Source organism: Methylobacillus methanolivorans, from assembly GCF_044751345.1.
GTDB lineage: Bacteria > Pseudomonadota > Gammaproteobacteria > Burkholderiales > Methylophilaceae > Methylobacillus > Methylobacillus methanolivorans.
Genome location: NZ_JBIWXY010000002.1, coordinates 127,317 through 143,860, shown reverse-complemented (window position 1 = coordinate 143,860; position 16,544 = coordinate 127,317). Strand labels below are relative to the sequence as shown.

The 16,544-nt window shown below is 52.8% G+C and carries 14 protein-coding genes; all 14 read right to left on the bottom strand.

The features are described 5' to 3' along the window. Positions 1 to 126: 126 nt before the first annotated feature. A complete protein-coding gene (locus ACIKP9_RS10265; protein WP_400882279.1) occupies positions 127 to 1,089 on the bottom strand; it encodes a FecR domain-containing protein in 963 nt (320 codons plus the stop codon). Positions 1,090 to 1,102: 13 nt separating this feature from the next. Beyond that, entirely contained in the window at positions 1,103 to 1,597 is a 495-nt protein-coding gene (locus tag ACIKP9_RS10260; RefSeq protein ID WP_400882277.1) for an RNA polymerase sigma factor, read from the bottom strand. 435 nt (positions 1,598 to 2,032) lie between these two features. Next, positions 2,033 to 2,269 carry a DUF2789 domain-containing protein gene (locus ACIKP9_RS10255; protein WP_400882274.1) on the bottom strand — a complete coding sequence of 79 codons (237 nt, stop codon included), beginning with the start codon at positions 2,267 to 2,269 and terminating at the stop codon, positions 2,033 to 2,035. Between the two features lie 89 nt (positions 2,270 to 2,358). Further along, positions 2,359 to 2,694, bottom strand: a complete 336-nt coding sequence (locus ACIKP9_RS10250) for a hypothetical protein (RefSeq protein WP_400882271.1) — start codon at positions 2,692 to 2,694, stop codon at positions 2,359 to 2,361. Position 2,695: 1 nt separating this feature from the next. Further along, entirely contained in the window at positions 2,696 to 3,499 is an 804-nt protein-coding gene (locus tag ACIKP9_RS10245) for a DUF3325 domain-containing protein (protein ID WP_400882268.1), read from the bottom strand. Further along, positions 3,496 to 3,786 carry a DUF3649 domain-containing protein gene (locus ACIKP9_RS10240; RefSeq protein ID WP_400882265.1) on the bottom strand — a complete coding sequence of 97 codons (291 nt, stop codon included), beginning with the start codon at positions 3,784 to 3,786 and terminating at the stop codon, positions 3,496 to 3,498. Before ACIKP9_RS10240 ends, ACIKP9_RS10245 begins: the two co-directional genes overlap by 4 nt. Beyond that, positions 3,783 to 5,384 (bottom strand): PepSY-associated TM helix domain-containing protein, encoded by a 1,602-nt coding sequence (locus tag ACIKP9_RS10235; protein ID WP_400882262.1) that lies wholly within the window; start codon positions 5,382 to 5,384, stop codon positions 3,783 to 3,785. The genes ACIKP9_RS10240 and ACIKP9_RS10235 overlap by 4 nt, the downstream gene beginning before the upstream one ends. A gap of 295 nt (positions 5,385 to 5,679) precedes the next feature. Beyond that, positions 5,680 to 8,133: a TonB-dependent siderophore receptor gene (locus ACIKP9_RS10230; RefSeq protein ID WP_400882259.1), complete on the bottom strand. Its 2,454-nt coding sequence runs from the start codon at positions 8,131 to 8,133 to the stop codon at positions 5,680 to 5,682. Positions 8,134 to 8,235: 102 nt separating this feature from the next. Then, entirely contained in the window at positions 8,236 to 9,222 is a 987-nt protein-coding gene (locus ACIKP9_RS10225; protein WP_400882256.1) for a FecR domain-containing protein, read from the bottom strand. After that, positions 9,219 to 9,749: a sigma-70 family RNA polymerase sigma factor gene (locus ACIKP9_RS10220; protein WP_400882253.1), complete on the bottom strand. Its 531-nt coding sequence runs from the start codon at positions 9,747 to 9,749 to the stop codon at positions 9,219 to 9,221. Before ACIKP9_RS10220 ends, ACIKP9_RS10225 begins: the two co-directional genes overlap by 4 nt. A 216-nt stretch (positions 9,750 to 9,965) precedes the next feature. Continuing rightward, positions 9,966 to 12,365, bottom strand: coding sequence for a TonB-dependent siderophore receptor (locus ACIKP9_RS10215; protein ID WP_400882251.1), 2,400 nt, complete (start codon positions 12,363 to 12,365; stop codon positions 9,966 to 9,968). An 81-nt stretch (positions 12,366 to 12,446) separates the two neighbouring features. Continuing rightward, positions 12,447 to 13,418 (bottom strand): FecR family protein, encoded by a 972-nt coding sequence (locus ACIKP9_RS10210; RefSeq protein WP_400882248.1) that lies wholly within the window; start codon positions 13,416 to 13,418, stop codon positions 12,447 to 12,449. Between the two features lie 8 nt (positions 13,419 to 13,426). Further along, complete coding sequence (locus ACIKP9_RS10205) at positions 13,427 to 13,957, bottom strand: sigma-70 family RNA polymerase sigma factor (protein ID WP_400882245.1); 531 nt, start codon at positions 13,955 to 13,957, stop codon at positions 13,427 to 13,429. A 124-nt stretch (positions 13,958 to 14,081) separates the two neighbouring features. Next, positions 14,082 to 16,508, bottom strand: coding sequence for a TonB-dependent siderophore receptor (locus ACIKP9_RS10200; protein ID WP_400882242.1), 2,427 nt, complete (start codon positions 16,506 to 16,508; stop codon positions 14,082 to 14,084). Positions 16,509 to 16,544 lie beyond the last annotated feature (36 nt).

Here is a 16,544-nt window from a genome sequence, read left to right as displayed (position 1 = left end):
TATTTCTAAATATAAATACTAAATTAACCCCTTGGCGTAACCATCCCCAGCCAATATTCTCAATATTGATCGTCATAAATAAAAAGATGCCGGGAAGACGCTAGCATTCCATGCATGGAATGGCCATCACACCACGGGAGTTAGGCTGATCCAGTAAGGCGAAACCCTAGTGATACTGATAGGAAGGGTGCTTTGCAGAAGGTTTAGGCTACGACCAACCTCTGTAACCGGAAAAGTGCCAGAAACACGTAGGGCAGAAATGTCTGGATGGCAGCGCAATACACCCACATGATAGCGACGCAGCTCCTCAATCACGACAGCAAGGGGCTGAGCATGAACGACCAGCATGCCTTGCGTCCATGCTTCCTGAGCTTGGGCGACCGGCCTCGGCTGCTGCATCGCCATCTCGCCAAAGTCCATTTGCTGGCCTGCCTGGATGATGGCCTTGCGATCCGGCATGGATTTGAGAGTCACTTCGACAGCGCTTTCAAATACGGCAAGATGGCTGCCGTAATCCAGTTGCCGGACGCTGAACCGGGTACCTAGCGCTCGCGCCACACCATCTCTGGTCTGCACCCTGAATGGACGATCCATGCCGCTTGGATCAGCGGCGGTAGTGATATGCAGCTCGCCTTGTTTCAGCCATACCAGACGTTGATGCTGATCATAGATGACGTCAATACTAGTTGACGTGTTGAGCACCAGCACGGTGCCGTCCACCAGCCTGATATGTTGCTGCTGACCGGTAGCCGCATGGTAGTCGCTGGTGTATTCAAGCCAAGGTTGCGTCTTCCATGCCTGCCATGCTGCCGGGCTGAGCGCCAACAATACGGCAAGCTTCTTGATCGCCCGGCGGCGGGCAAGAGAAACCGGGCGTTGCAATGCAGTCTTTCCCAACTCCGTCGGTAGGTTGTGAACGATACCGATGAATTGCTGCGCCCGCTGCCATGCCACTTCATGCTGCTCGCTTTGCGCTCGCCACCGCTCTATTTCGGCATTGTTAACTACACAGGTTTCCCCGGAATGCATTTGCACCAGCCAATCCGCTGCTTGCTCAAGGATAGCCGGATCAATATCGACAGGTTTCATGATGGCTTAGCTCCTACAGCGGCTCCACTTGCATACAGGCGATAAAGGCCTTGTGCATATGACGCTTGATGGTGGGCACCGAACAATTCAATTGTGCTGCGATTGTCGCGTAAGTAAGCCCCTCCAGCTGAGAAAGCAGAAATACCTGCTGGGTAACTGACGGTAAGGATTGCAACACCTTATCTACCCGCTCGAGTGCCTCCATCACAAGCAAGGATTGCTCAGGCGAAGGAGCTTCATGCTCGGGCAACAAGGCCAGGGCAGCCAAATACGCCTCCTCCAACTCCTTTCTGCGCCAATAGTCGATTGCCAGATTCTTGGCAATGGAAGATAAGTAGGCACGCGGCTGCTCCAGGCTGGCGATATTAGGCCGCGCAGTCATCACCCTGATGAAAGTTTCCTGTACCAGATCCGCCGCCTGCTCACTGCAACCCAATTTCCCACGCAGCCAGTTATGCAACCAGCCACGATACGCGCTATAGAGCTGTCCTACATGACAGATTGTCATTTCCGTTTTGCACTCAAGATTGAATATGTATTGGACTTGTCATCACACTCTGACAACCATCATCATTATCGCAAATAAGAATTATTATCATAATAAACCACGAATAATACTGATGCAATTTATTTTGAGCAGGCGCACTCCATGCCATTCCCTGTTGTCACCGACATCCTCTGCCATAAAGCTAAGAAGTATTGGCGCTGAGCTTGCCTAGGCAATCTGCCACAATGCATTACCCGCCTTGGACAAACACCGCTGTTAATGCATTGAATGGTCGCCTTGCTTCAGCCTCAGCTCACATGACGTCAATTGCTTTAGAGAGGTGCCCATGAGTGGTGTGATCACAGTAGAGGTGAAAAGTGGTCTATGCATTGCGCCCAGACGGAGTGACGTTCAGCTGAGCAATAGAAAAGATGGACTCTGAACAGAATTTAGAACTCAGTGCGCTCGCAACGCGATGTTCAATTGATCAATCATTTCTGCCCAATCTGCATCCTGCAATAAGCCCTCGCGCAGAAAAGTCGCCTGGGCAGGTGTCCAGAATGACGCATCCGGCAGGGCAATATCGTCTGCGAGCGGAGCATGGGTGGTAAGAAAATGGCTGATGCCTTGATCGTCGGATGGCAAGCCTAGCTGGGCAAACAACTCAGAGAAACGGTGAAAAGTCTGGCTCATGTCATACTCCGATCAATATCGATGCGAGGGTAATATTGCGCTGTTTCATTGGAACACAGCCTGCCATGAGGGTTCAACCCAGCCGGCGATCAAATGCCCTTGATGTCTTTCCAATCAATTTCTATCACTTGCCCAGGGCCCGCATCAATGAGAATGTAAAATTCGCCAGCGGGCTTAGGGAAACGGATGCGGGAATGGTCGTCCAGCTTGCCGGAGAAAATCTGGCTTTCATCATAACGGATCACGTCCACCACAGCGTTCAATAATGGGTGGCCATCAGACTCTCCGCCTTCGCAGGCAATCTGCTTGGCCTCCACCCAGCACTTGCCAAGTGGGATATGCACGCCATGCCCCCAGGCTGAAGCACTGGCCAATAAAGCCAGCATACTGGCAGAACGGATCATGTTCGCTGCAATCGTCGGCATGTTATTGCTTCTCCTGGATGAATTTCGCAGTCGCTGGCGACAAGCGCTCAATGTCGAAGGCCTGGTGATACACCTCGCCAGACTTGCTTTCCACCGTCAGCCAGATCTGGTCTTCCAACCGGGCAGCAGGAGGAATGTAAATAGCCACTTCGCGCGTCCACCTTGCCCCGTGGAACGCAAGCCCCGCAGCCCGCAGCGAGCGAGGTTTGCGGAACTTGAGGTAAGCAGCACGAATTTCACTATCGCAGGCCTCACAAAAGCGCAGGTGGAACTCCTTCACCGGGGTATCCCAGGCAAATTTCTCCGGTGCTTCCTGGCTTTCCTCGGCAATGACAAATGTCCAAGGGCCAATCTGGCCGTGGATAGCATCGTCACGCAGCACCGCTTGCTCCGACATTTTCCAGGCATTGAAGCCCAGCCATGCAGGCACGGCGACCAAGGCCAGCAGCAATAATGCACGTACTGGTACTGGCAATACCGTATCGCGCAATTGCGGCACCGATTTTTCCTTACGCGCAGCCTGTTTGGGCTGTAATGGCCACCAGGGCATCAAGAAAGCCAGCAACACGCCAATAGCACTCAACCAGCCCACCATCACGACAGGGCCGATGTTCCAATGCCAACCGGCCACGGCAAATGCCGAGGCAATGGCCAAGAGACCCCAGCCCAGCCAATAGCAGCACTGCCGCTGGCCTGCGCTCAACTCCCGGCCGGTTAACTCCTTGCCATGCTTTTCCATACTGACAGCTAAGGCAAAAAAACCACCCAAGGCAAACAGCAACACCGCCATGTGATATGCCGTCATGCTACACCTCCCGGCATCAACAGCCAGCAAGCCAACGAAAGCACCGCCAATGGCACCAGCAGGCCTACCCATGCCCGCGCAGCGCTACGTGCCTGAAACACCCAGATCACCACAGCAGCATAGATGGCAAAACTCAACATGGTAGAAGCCAGCACTGCCTCTGCCTTGGATACAGGCAACAGCAAGGCCAACAAGATGGATACGGCCGAGGTCAAGGCATAGCCCACCACGACGGCGGCAAGAATGCGCGAGGCCACCATCAACCGATAACGTGCGATCTCACTCATGCCTGTGCCTCCTCTTTCTTTAGCCAGCGCTTCTTGAGCTTATAGGCGATGTAGGCAAAAGCCGCGGCAAAGCCCAGCATGGTCAGGTCGAAGCCGGCCAGTACCCAGTCACCATGGGGAATGGTCACGCCCAAGTGTCGTTCCGTCGTCAGGAAATTCAGTACGGGAATCAGGCCAAATGCCGCCACGGCGATATAGAGGCTTTCCAGCCATGAACGTTTGAGCGGGCGCAAGGCCGCATAAATAAACATCCAGCCCCAGGCAGCGAATAGGCAGTGCATTTCCCAATCTGCACGATCTGCCATTTCGATTGGTAGCAAGCGATTAGCCCAGAAATACGCCGCCACGGCGACCGGCAAACCTACGATGGTGCCTACATTCAGTGTCTCGACCAAGCGATGGCCAAATCCCGGCGTGCCGCCATGCTTGCCCAGATAATTGTTACGACGTTTCACTGTCCACAACACCAGCCCGGTGCCTATCATCGCGCAGCCTAACAGGCCGGAGAAGAAATATAGCCAACGCAGCCACCAGCCAGCGAAATGCCCTTCGTGCAATGCCAGCATCACATTGCGCGTCAGCATGGTGGCATTGGTCTGGTTGTCGAATGCTACCGGCTCGCCAGTGACCGCATTGAAGCGCACCTTGGGCGGGAAGCCGCGATTCAGCGTGGCGGAATAATCACCCACAATCTCTACATAAGGACCTTCCGCTACGGGGTGGCGCATGACAACGGTAGCCACTGCCACCTCGCCCCAGGCCTGTTGGGTTTGCTGCACCAGCTTTTCCACCGAGACTTGCGGACGTTGCACTGGCGCAAATCCCTTATCTACCGGGTCGCGTTTGTATAACTCATCGTAGAGCTTGCGCAGTTGTTTCTCAGAGGAGCCATAGAAGACATCTTTGACTGTCGGCATGTACTGAAAGGTAAAAAACACCAGGCCGCTATACGTGATCATGAGGAAAAATGGCAGCGCCATCACACTGACCAGATTGTGCGCATCCAGCCAACTACGCTGGCCTTTGCCGGGGCGGAAAGTAAAGAAATCCTTGAAAATCTTTTTGTGCGTGATCACGCCGCTGATGATCGCTAGCAACATAAACATGGTGCAAACGCCAACAATACGATAAGCCACATCGTCATTGATGTAATGCAGCGCATAGTGCATTTCATACAGCTCCCAGCCACCACCGGTAGGGCGCCCCTCAATCGGCCGATCTGCCACACCAGTGACCGGATCGAAATTCTCGTTGCCACGTCCGCCGCGCTCCAGCCCTGGGCGTGGCATATCCTCCCACGCAATCCCGGCCTCGCGGTCTATACGCTCAGCCAAACCGCGATGCGGCAAAGTGATGCTCCACATGCGTGCATCCGGTGCCACCTGCTCCAAGCGGTCAAAGGCAAACCCCAGCACCTGCGCCGTTGGCACCTCCACCAATGGCTTGGACAAAGGCAGCTCAGGCTGCATCCAGCGTGAAATCTCGGCATTCACATAACCAGCAGTCCCGGTCACGAATACGAAAAACAACACCCACCCAACCAACAAGCCAACCCAGGTGTGTAGCCACGCCATGCTCTGGCGAAAACCTTCTTTCACGGCAAATCCTTGCTTAATTAATCCAAAGGCGAGCAGGGCATCATGCTCCATTCGCCACACAGGCAGAAAATGTGAGATTGTATATCATTAACATTTATCTAATGACGCAAGGGGATGCTAAAACAGTACCCCTCTATTAGTCATGACACTTGAGAATGAAAAAAGGACACCTTCAACTGTAAAAATTAGATATTTTTCGCAATTACCCGATAACAGCCGTCGATGTATAAAGGACGATGGGCGTGTTATCGCATCATCGTCCTTTATGTGTAGCCTGGCACTACGGCATGCCAGTTCAGAACTGGTATTTCAGGTTGGCCATGATCCTGCGCGGCTCTGCAAAGGTAGTGTAGTTCAGGCTATCCACGGTGGCATAGTAACGGCGATCAAACAAGTTATTCACAATCAGATTAAGCTCTGTCTTTTTGTTGATCTGATACTTTGCCGTTAAACCGACAATCGTCAATCCGCCACGTTTAATGTCATAGTTAGTCGCATCCTGGTTATAAATGCGACCATAGGCACGAACATTTCCCCCAATGCTCCAGTCAGTACTAGGAATACGATAGTAGCTTACCAAGCTCAAGCTATGCATAGGTAAGGTCGTCATGTAACGGTCGCCTTTTTTCTCGCCTACCGTGTATTCGCTATGCATATAGGTATAACCAGCTGCCACATTCCAGCCCGCACTGATTTCGCCGTTCAGGTTAAGCTCCAACCCTTGGCTCACTATCTTGTCCGACGCTGTATAACAGCGGCCCTGGCAAATATTGCCCAAATTGAAAGGTATTGAGGTATCAGCCCTAGCAAGATTCGTTTGCTCAAGCCGGAAAAATGCTGCCGCTACATTCAATTGCTTGTTCAACAACTCACCCTTGATACCCACTTCGTAATTGGCCCCGATCACTGGCTCCAATCGGCTGCCATTCGCACTGCGAAACTCCTGCGGCTTGAAAATATCGGCATAGCTGGCATACACCGAATATTCACTATCAAAATCATAGACCAGGCCAGCATATGGCGTGACTACACCAGTTTCAGTTTGACTACTCGTTCCCAAGCGGTCTGTCAGGCGATACCAACTGACTCGCGACCCTAAAATCATCTTAAGTGAATCACTCAGATTGAAGCGGCCCACTGCAAACATCCCGTGCTGTCGAGTCACATCATCACTGCCATAAGTACCGCCGGGCACTGGTGTCACAATCGAGTTGGGATCAAAGTCATAGCCATTAGGAATAGTAGCTGCCAGCCTATAGTCCGTCCCTTTGGTTTCGGACTGTAACTTAGACCCGTTGATGCCCAATGTCAGTTCGTGGGTTCGCCCGAACAAAGTCACGGGCCCAGAAGCATGCACATCCAGCGCATCTGACTTAAGATCCCTTGTCAACTTGACGTTCTGATAGAGGCTCAACCCAGCACCAGTAGTTGGATTGAGGCTACCGTTCAACCAGCTGTCCTTGGACTGATAGACATCAGTCAACCCGCGCATGTATGTAGCTTTGAGCAACCAGTCATCAAACAGTTTTTGCTCAATACCCACTGTATACAGCGTGTAATCCTTATTGTTATGGCTATCAGGATTACCAAAGAAAGAAGAGCGCTTAAGGCCAGGATCACTGCCATCTGCCGCATATGGCACCCCCAAATGATTACGCCCCAAGTCTTTTTGGTATTGCACACTGGCACTGACCAACGTGGTAGGCGTCACCTCTGCCTCAATAATGCCGTATACACCCTGCTTGTTGTTGAAGGCATAATCGATGAAAGAATTAGCATCATCCACCAATGCTACAAAGCGGCCCCGCACCTTGCCTGACTCCGTGAGCGGCCCTGATACGTCACCCACAAAACGACGTTGATCCCATGAACCAAGCTGCACTTCCGCCCGCGCCTGAAACTCTTGCGTAGGACGCTTGCGCACCAAGTTAATCGTACCGCCGGGAGAGCCCGCACCATTGAGTAAACCCGATGCACCTTGCAATACCTCTACGCGATCAAGAAAAGCATTATCAACCAGTGGATTTCGGTTGGAATCGCTGATGCCTGTTGGATTGAGCATGCCATCGTACTGTGATTGCATGCTGAATCCACGGCTGTAATAGTCGTTACCATTCGCCCCTCGCTCATACACAAATACTCCGCTAGCGGTCTTCAATGCATCATCCACGGACATCATGCCGAAATCATCCATCTGCTTGCGGCCAATCACCGTGACGGTCTGCGGGGTTTCGCGCGGAGAAAGAGCAAGCTTGGTGGCAGTACTGGTATATTTCGCACGATAAGATGCAGTACCCTCAGTCGTACCGTCACGATCGGCCTGCACAGCCACTTTTACCTCTGGCAGGGTATCCGTGTTCGACTTCTGCATTTGGCTGTTAGTAATAGCTTTCAGGGTAAATCGCCCCGGCTGCACCTCCACGGCCTGCAAGCCACTGTTTTCCAGAAGTGCATCAAAGCCGCGTTTAACGCTGTAATGACCTTTCAAGCCATGAGTGGCAAGGTGCCTGGCTTGCTCCGCTTCGAACGAAAGCACCACGCCTGCCTCGCCAGCAAAGCGGCTCAACGCGCCATCCAAGGCACCGGGAGGAATATCATAGGTACGGCTAGCCTCGGTTTCCGCTGCAATTACAGATGACATACCGAGGTAAAAAGGTAATGAAGTGATACCGAATGCTGTGGCCAACATGGTGCTGAGCACCTTGTGTTGCCAGTGCTTTTTACTGCCGGCTTTGGTTTGCTTGTTCATACTGTCTCCCAATAACAAATTGAATGTTGTCATGGGATGGGTCGAACGAAATCAGGAAAGGGACAATGCAAATGGAAACTTTTACGTTTTACCTGATTGGGTTTATGCAGTGGAACGTAACGTCACCCAGTACCGTGAGAAATAATTGATCCGCACTTGCGGCAGGGCAGTCTGAATCGCCTCCAGAGCGATATTGGTATCATCCACTGGGAAAGCGCCTGAAATCCTTTGCTCGGCGAGCTGCGGGTCGCAGCGCAAGACACCTCGGCGATAACGGCCCAGTTCGGCCACGAGGTCTGCCAAGCGCCAATCAGTGACCACCAGCATCCCGCGTCGCCAGCTTGCCTCATTGCCAGCCAGCGCACGCACTGGCTCAGAGGCCTCCTCTCCAATCATGACTTGCTGCCCAGCAGGCACGATGTAGGCTGGGCCTGCATGCGCAGCATGCACCTCAACGGCATGCTGCATTACGCCCAGCCAAGTTGCATTTGCATGCTGCCTGACGGTAAATTGTGTTCCCAGCGCCCGTAACCTAGCCTGTGCGGTTTTGACGATAAATGGTTGTTGCAACGCTGCGGATGCATGTCCGGTTTCAATGTAAATCTCGCCCTTGATGAGCTGCACCATGCGCACATGCTGATCAAAAACCACATTTACGGCACTATCGGTATTGAGGGTAAGGCGAGTGCCATCTGCCAGCACCCATTCACGACGCTCACCGATCGCCGTGCTGTAATCAGCCAGCACAGCCTGCCATGGCTGAGTGCGCCAGCCCTGCCAAACCAATGGCGCAGTGACAGCCACAACGCCAAGTCCCTTGAGCAGTGCTCGACGGCTAGCCCGCATTTCTTCAGCGCCGGAATCCAGCACATTGCGTGTCAGACGACCAGGGGCCACTGACATTTGCTGCTGCAAATGCTCCACACGCGACCAGGCCCACTGTTGTTCCCAGCCTTGATCCAGCCAGTGTTGCCAAGCCAGCTTATCTGCTGCGCTCGCTTCGCCTGAACATAACTGGCTATACCAGCCAGCCGCTTCGCGAATCACACGCCGGGCAATATGCGGATCGGGAGAGATGGTATCGCTCATGAGAGGGAAAACAACAGGCAGTGTTCGATCGCGCGCGCCATATATTTCTTGATGGAACTGACGGAGAGATTCATGCGCTCGGCAATTTCCTGATAGGTAAGGCCATCTAATTGCGACATCAGGAAAGCCTGCCTCGGCTTTTCGCCCAACGCATCCAGCATGGCATCAATCTCACACAGGGTTTCGATGACCATACTGCGCTCTTCCACGGAAATCTGCACCGGCTCAGGAAAGTGGGCAATCGCTTCCAGGTAGGCCCGCTCCAGCGCACTGCGGCGAAAATAATCCACCATCACCCGCCGCGCCACCGTGGCAAGATAGACGCGCGGCTCCAGTATCTGGCTCGCATTGCGCGCGGCGATGACACGCATGAAGGTGTCTTGCGCCAAATCAGCCGCGCTCTCGCTGCAATGCAGCTGCCGCCTCAACCATGAGCGCAGCCAACGGTGGTGGCCGGTATACAGCGCCTCTAGGTCTTGCTGCAACGCAGCATCATGAATATCAGGATGAAATGTGGGGGTGGGCATGCACTAGGCCAGCACAAATTTTGCAAATAAGAACTATTATATTCTTTAGCGTTAAAAAGTGAGAGCGATTTAGTCATTGCAAGCACCTGCCATGCCATGCTGCTTCCCCACCTCGCTAAAAACTGGCCTTTGTGTTGATCTGTATCAGTGAGCCGCACTAAAAAACCCCTTCCAGGCGGATGCCCAGAAGGGGTGGTGATGACGCGACCCGATAAGTTAGAAACTACCGCGCAAAGTCAGCATGAAGTTTCGCGGATCACCAAAGAAAGTTTGCCTGGTCCATCCCTCCACCTTTGAGAAATATTTCTTATCAAATAGGTTGTTACCTGTAAGGCTGATATCCCAATGCTGGTTGATGCGGTACGCCACTTGCAATGAGGCAAGGGTATACCCCCCTTGTTTCCAGGTAGTGTCTCCATCCACAGCATAAATACCACTATTGATATTGAGTCCACCACCAATGCTCCACCCCTGTGTGCTATCTCCACTGAGCTTGTACTTGTTCCATAGCTTAAGTAGGTGTTTGGGGTTATTCGGGGCAAATCTCGCACCTTGCAGCGTTTCCTCTGCATCCAGATACTTGGTGTCGGTATAGGTATAGCCAGCGATCACATCCCACTTAGGCGAAACACGTCCACTTATCTCGCTTTCAAACCCTTGGCTGCGAACCTTGCCAGAGGCCAGTGAGAAATCGGGATTATTCGGGTCACTGATAGGCCGATTTTCATCAATGATACGGAATATGGCAGCATGCATATTCACGCGCCCCTGATCAAACTCGCCCTTGATACCAAGTTCACCCTGCTTGCCCACCCGTGGTTTCAATAGGCTGAAATCCGCCTTTTGGGAAGTTTGCGGCACAAAAATGTCGCTATAACTACCATAAACCGAGAAATTCTTTTTCAAATCAACAACCAGGCCGATATAGGGGGTAAATTTCTGGGTGATGTTGTCGTAGGCCTCGGGAACATTCTTGGTCTCGGTTTTCCAGTTACTTACGCGTCCACCCAAGATCAGCTTGGTCTGATCCAGCACTTGCAAAACTGCCCGACCATAAATGCCTGTTTGGGTTATCGTGTTAATGTTGGGATCAGCAAAATTAAAATCTGGCTTGGCAATATTATTATCCGGATCAACAATATTTTGCATTGGCCCACTGCCGTAAGCATAATTGCTGGAGAAGCGGTAAATTCGTGAATTCATTCCTACCATGAACTGATGCTCGCGCCCCAGAAATTCCAAAGGCTTGCTGACATAGGCATCCAGACCATAATCATGGGAGCGTGTCTTGGCGCTTAACGTCCTGGTGGCAAAGTCACCAGTCACCTGGTCAATATAGCCATTACCATTGATAAACTCGACATCCATATCTCGGTTCAGCACACTCAACCTAAGCTTGGCCTCCCCTCCAGCCTCAAGCTTGTGCTCCAGCTCAACAAAATAACTCTGACTGTGCTCTGTTTTGTTGTCCCAACGTGCGCCAATAAAGGTTGAACGACTGATGCTAGTGGGGTTTCGGCCATTCAGATAGATTGGCAAACCTATAGTGGGCACAACATCCATGCTCTGCAGAGTAATGCCTGCCGAGAGGGTAGTACGCGGTGCAAGATCGTACTCCAGCGTAGCGTAGAGCAGTGGTTTTTGCGCGCTGACATGGTCAATAAATGACCGTCGGTCATCATACATCGCGACCAATCTTCCACGTAACTTTCCTTCGCCATCCAGTGCGCCTGTGACATCAAACTCTCCACGATAGGTGTCCCAGGAACCCGCGAGAAAGTTGGTCTTGATGGCAAAGTTCGATAGCGCTCGCTTACGTACCAGGTTGATCGTACCTCCGGGCTCACCAGCCCCCTGCAGTAAACCGGCAGCACCTCGCAACACTTCAACACGATCATAGGTAGCAAGGTCAAAGCTGCTATTCCCCCACGTTCCCTGATCGGTATTGACCGCAATACCATCCACCTGAATGGCCTGTATCTGGTAGCCCCTCATCATCAAGCCGCTGGTACCACTGCCATAACTCACCACCGTCACCCCCGTGGTCTGCTCCATCGCTTCTGCAACGGTTGTCAGGTTTTGGTCTTCCATACGCTGCCGGGTGACGATAGAGATGGATTGCGGAATATCGCGTAAGCGTTGCTCCCCCTTACCAATAGACACCAAATTAGAAGTATAAGAGCCGCTGTTTTCAGTCACGGCTGTCTTTTCTGCACTCGCCTTGACCGATACTTCCGGCAACACATCGGCTTGTGAGGATACGCTGCTCAGAGGCACTTTCTTCAGGGTATATCCGCCATCTGCAGCCGGAGCTACTTGCAGGCCTGCATCGCGCAGCAGGGTATCAAACCCCTGCTTGAGAGTGTAGCTGCCCTTGATGCCATTGCTGGTTTTACTTGCGGTCAACGCAGGGTCGAATGACAGCACCACACCAGCCGCTTGGGCAAAACTATTTAGCACACTGGTCAGCGAGCCAGCGGCAATGTCATAGGATTGCTGATTGGCTACCTGGCTAGTGGTATCGGCATGGGCCCATTGCGGGATAGTAGAAAGTGTAATGGCAGAAACTGCCAGCAGCATGGCCAAGGGTTTCTGCTTGAAATGGAATGACTGCATTGAGTTAACTCTCCCTGAATAATGATGTTCACTATCAATGACGCATCAGTACAAGAGAGGGACAGTGAATGCGAAATATTTTTATTTCGCAGGCCTAATTATCGTCAGCCAGGGGGTGTATTGCGTCATCACCACAGGGGTAGTATCCGCCAGTACCTTCAGCGTATGCGCAGTATCATCCAGTGCAAATACACCAGACACATGCACATCGCTGATCGCGGCTTCATCCACATAAAGATGCCCGCGATGATAGCGTTGTAACTCTTTGAGCAAGGTCGCTAGCGGCATATCGTCTGCCAGCAGCTTGAAGTGCGTCCAGGCGGTTTCCTGTGGCACATTGGCCACCATCACAGGCTCAACCCTTACATCATGTATGCGTGTTGCATCGCCAGGGTGCAGCGTCACGCAAGATGATTGTTTGCTGGCGCAAGCCTCAACACTGGATTCCAACACCGTCACCTGGGTCACTTTTCTATGCCGCGTGACTTGATATTGCGTACCCAGCGCGCGTGCCGTGCCCTCAAGGGTTTCCACAATAAAAGGCCTGCGCTTGTCCTTGGCAACAGTCACCAAAAGCTTGCCTTGCAGCAGCTCTACATGGCGCACACGGTCATTGAAGCTGATATTAACGGCACTGTGCGTATCCAGCGTCAATTGGCTATTGTCAGCCAGCGTGATCACGCGCTGCTCGCCAATGCCGGTGCGGTAATCCGCCATCATCACGCGGGCGGGTTGGGTTTGCGACAGCCAACCCGTGGCAAGCACCACTGCTGCCAATGCCAGGGTACGAACAGCCAGCTTGCTGCGGCGCTTGGCTGTGGGCTGGAGAACAGCCTGTACGGCTTTCTTGGCGGGATCAGCCTGCACCTGCTCAAAGTTTGCCCACAAGGCTTCCATCCGCGTATAAGCCTCGGCATGCGCAGGATCAGCAGCATGCCATTGCGCAAACGCTGCCTGCTCGCTATCGCTCACCTCGCCAGATTGCAGGTGGGCATGCCAGGCCGCCGCTTGTTCAATGATGGTGTTAGGCAAAGGCGTCATTGAAGTTTGCATGATGCAGTTCAGCTATCCATGCCATAAACAATGGCATGGCAATGCACCATCGCCTGGGCGATGTATTGCTTCACCATACTGCTCGAAACGCCCAGGATGGTGGCGATTTCGGGGTAAGTCAGGTTTTCCAGGCGGCTCAGCATAAAGGCCTGGCGCGCTTTCTCCGACATGCTTTCCAGCATAGCGGTAATCAACGTCAATGTTTCCACGGTCAGCAGGTGCTGCTCAGGCGAAACCGCATGACTATCCACCTGTGTCAGCGACAAGGCCTCAAGATAAGCTTGCTCTACCTTGCGACGACGGGCTTGATCAATCAGCAAGCGGGTGGCAGTGGTAGTGAGATAGGCGCGTGGAGTTTGCAACGCGGCAAGGTCGACACGAGAAAGCGACAATAAGCGGAAAAATGTATCCTGCGCCAAATCCGCTGCCTGATGATGACAACCCAGCTTATGCCTTAACCAATTGTGCAACCAGCCTTGATGATCAAGGTACAAGGTACGCAGAATCTCGGTGTGGGAAGGGGTATTTGCCGAAGACATGGCAGCAGGAACCACAGTCAATGAATAGAAATGGTTCTCATTTTATTATTTTATGCGTAGGTTAAGCAATAAAAAAACCGCTTTCCAGAACGAAGCCTGGAAAGCGGTCAATTCGGGAGGATGGTTAGAATGTATATCTAGCAGTCATGCGGACGCTCCTAGGCTCTCCATAACTTTCCCACGCCCAAGTGGCACTGTTGGAAATGCCACGGTAATAGGTCTTGTCCAGCAGATTGTTGATATTGAGCTGGAAATCCAGATTCTTGCTGGCCTTGTAGCCCACGATCAAATCCACTAACGAATAAGCCTTCTGCTCGACATCCTGGGTAGTACCGGATTCTTCAGCTGTCGCATACATACGGCTTTGGCTATACAAGTTGGCACCCACTCTCCAATTTTCCCAATCGCCGAGGAAACGATAGACAGTCGTCAGCTTGAACATGTGTTCAGGTAACAGTGTATTGAAACGGTCACCCTTGTCATAAGTGTTGTCTTTGATGTATTCGGTGTTGGTATAGGTGTAGCCAGCCCCGATTTGCCAATTGGGCCGCAACGCGCCTTGCAGCTCCATATCCACACCCCGGCTACGCACTTCGCCCGATGCTTCCGAACAGCTCGTGCCTACCTGGCACTCGCTGACATCCCTGACAGCGCGAGAGCGATTCTTCTGGTTCACCTGGAACAAGGCAATACTGGCATTCAACGCACCGTCCAGGTATTCGCCCTTGAGTCCCAGTTCATAATTCTCGCCATCAATCGGGCGAATCACGCTGCCATCACGTCCGATGCTGCTTTGCGGGCTGAAAATATCCGTGAAACTGGCATACAGCGAGTGCTGATCGTTGATATCGTATATCAACCCCGCATAGCGGGTGACATTACGCACTACTTTGTAATCCGAGGTATTACGGTAGTTGTCGTAGTCATACCAATCCAATCGGCCGCCCAATATCAGTTTCCACTGCTCGGCCAGATTGAGGCGCGTCGTCACATAAGCTCCATCCTGCTGGGTACGCGTATGGCCAGTAGTCGTGTAAGGCAGGTTGGGCTTGAGCAATGCGCTCCTGCTCCAGTTGTAGATATCCGTATTGCTGCCAATATACGTCGTTCCGTAATTTCTTGGGCTGGAGTCGAACTGGTTGCGATTGGTGCCGAACACCAGCTCGTGTTGCCGACCAAGCAATTCATACTTGCCGTTCACGACCAGGTCATAGCTGGATGCCTTGTTTTCCTGCTCCCCGCGCCATGCCATGAGGTCGCGATTGATATTGCCGCCAATCACTCTACTCCGCATGAAGGTACCGAGACCGTCAATATGGCTCCACATATATGTGGTATTGAACTTCAGCTTCCAATCTTCATTGAAGCGATGTTCAACAATCGCAAAAATGCTCTTGGTTTCTTGGTCCAGGTATTCCCAGCTATTCGTCAGTGTTGCAGAACGTTTGAGGTTGACATGGCTACCATCCCGGTTGATGGGGAGTCCGCCCCACCATGCCCCGTTTGTTCCATCTTTCTGTGTATAAGCGCCCACGGTTAGCGTGGTCTTTTCGGAGAGGTCGGCCTCCCCAATTGCGTAGAACAGATGATTGTCGTAACTCTGCCCGTCGCGGAAACTTCCTGCCTCCTGCACGGAAGCCACCACGCGCCCGCGCAACGAAGCCGCCTCATTCAAGGCACCGCCCAGGTCAAGAATGCTGCCATAGCTATCCCAGCTTCCTGCGTAGGCAGTCAAGGAGCCCTTAAATTCGCTCGTAGGCCTTTTACGCACCAGGTTGATCGCGGCCGAAGGATTGCCAGCCCCCTGCATGAGCCCGGTCGCGCCGCGTACCACTTCCACCCGATCGAACATTGCCAAGTTGACCTGAGCGCTTGGAATGTAGGACGACCATGGCACCAGCGCTCCGTCGTACATGATATTGCTGATCCCGAACCCCCGCGCTTCGAAATTGGGACGCCCCGGGCCATCGGCGTTACTGAGGAAAATGCCTGGCGTGCTTCTGACCACATCGTTGATATTCAGCATGCCCTGGTCATCCATGCGCTGGCGTGTGACCACCGTGACAGCCTGCGGCGTCTCCCGCATGGACAGAGGCAGGCGCGTGGCTGTGCTCATGGACGGCGTGGTGTAGGAGCTACTGCCTTCCGTTACCGCCTCGAAGGCAGTCGCCTTTACTGCCACTTCCGGCAAGGCATTTTCCTGCACCGCACTATTAAGCTGTGCGCTGGCACGAATCACAAAGCCACCAGCCTCATTAGCAACCACTTGCAACCCAGTCCCCACCAGTGCCTGCTCTATAGCCTGGCGCGGCGTGTAATGGCCTCGCACCACATTACCGCGCTTGCCTTCAATCAGCTTGGGCTCCGCTACAATATTCTGGCCACTGGCAACTGCAATTTGGCTCAGTACATCTGCCAAGCCAGCGGCAGTGATGTTGTATTGCACCGCCACAACTTGTGAGGCTGGCTCTGCCGCAAATGCAGGCGTCAGTGGAAATATTGAGGAAATAGCCAATGCCAGGAGGCATGGCCGCAACATAGTGGACTGCATGAGTTACTCCCTGAGTTTTATCGAAGGTTTATATTT

Coding starts and splice junctions, on each gene's coding strand:
- ACIKP9_RS10220 (WP_400882253.1), bottom strand. CDS start 9,749: ATGCCCACCCCCACATTTCATCCTGATATTCATGATGCTGCGTTGCAG.
- ACIKP9_RS10255 (WP_400882274.1), bottom strand. CDS start 2,269: ATGAGCCAGACTTTTCACCGTTTCTCTGAGTTGTTTGCCCAGCTAGGC.
- ACIKP9_RS10225 (WP_400882256.1), bottom strand. CDS start 9,222: ATGAGCGATACCATCTCTCCCGATCCGCATATTGCCCGGCGTGTGATT.
- ACIKP9_RS10205 (WP_400882245.1), bottom strand. CDS start 13,957: ATGTCTTCGGCAAATACCCCTTCCCACACCGAGATTCTGCGTACCTTG.
- ACIKP9_RS10265 (WP_400882279.1), bottom strand. CDS start 1,089: ATGAAACCTGTCGATATTGATCCGGCTATCCTTGAGCAAGCAGCGGAT.
- ACIKP9_RS10210 (WP_400882248.1), bottom strand. CDS start 13,418: ATGCAAACTTCAATGACGCCTTTGCCTAACACCATCATTGAACAAGCG.
- ACIKP9_RS10215 (WP_400882251.1), bottom strand. CDS start 12,365: ATGCAGTCATTCCATTTCAAGCAGAAACCCTTGGCCATGCTGCTGGCA.
- ACIKP9_RS10230 (WP_400882259.1), bottom strand. CDS start 8,133: ATGAACAAGCAAACCAAAGCCGGCAGTAAAAAGCACTGGCAACACAAG.
- ACIKP9_RS10245 (WP_400882268.1), bottom strand. CDS start 3,499: ATGACGGCATATCACATGGCGGTGTTGCTGTTTGCCTTGGGTGGTTTT.
- ACIKP9_RS10260 (WP_400882277.1), bottom strand. CDS start 1,597: ATGACAATCTGTCATGTAGGACAGCTCTATAGCGCGTATCGTGGCTGG.
- ACIKP9_RS10250 (WP_400882271.1), bottom strand. CDS start 2,694: ATGCCGACGATTGCAGCGAACATGATCCGTTCTGCCAGTATGCTGGCT.
- ACIKP9_RS10240 (WP_400882265.1), bottom strand. CDS start 3,786: ATGAGTGAGATCGCACGTTATCGGTTGATGGTGGCCTCGCGCATTCTT.
- ACIKP9_RS10200 (WP_400882242.1), bottom strand. CDS start 16,508: ATGCAGTCCACTATGTTGCGGCCATGCCTCCTGGCATTGGCTATTTCC.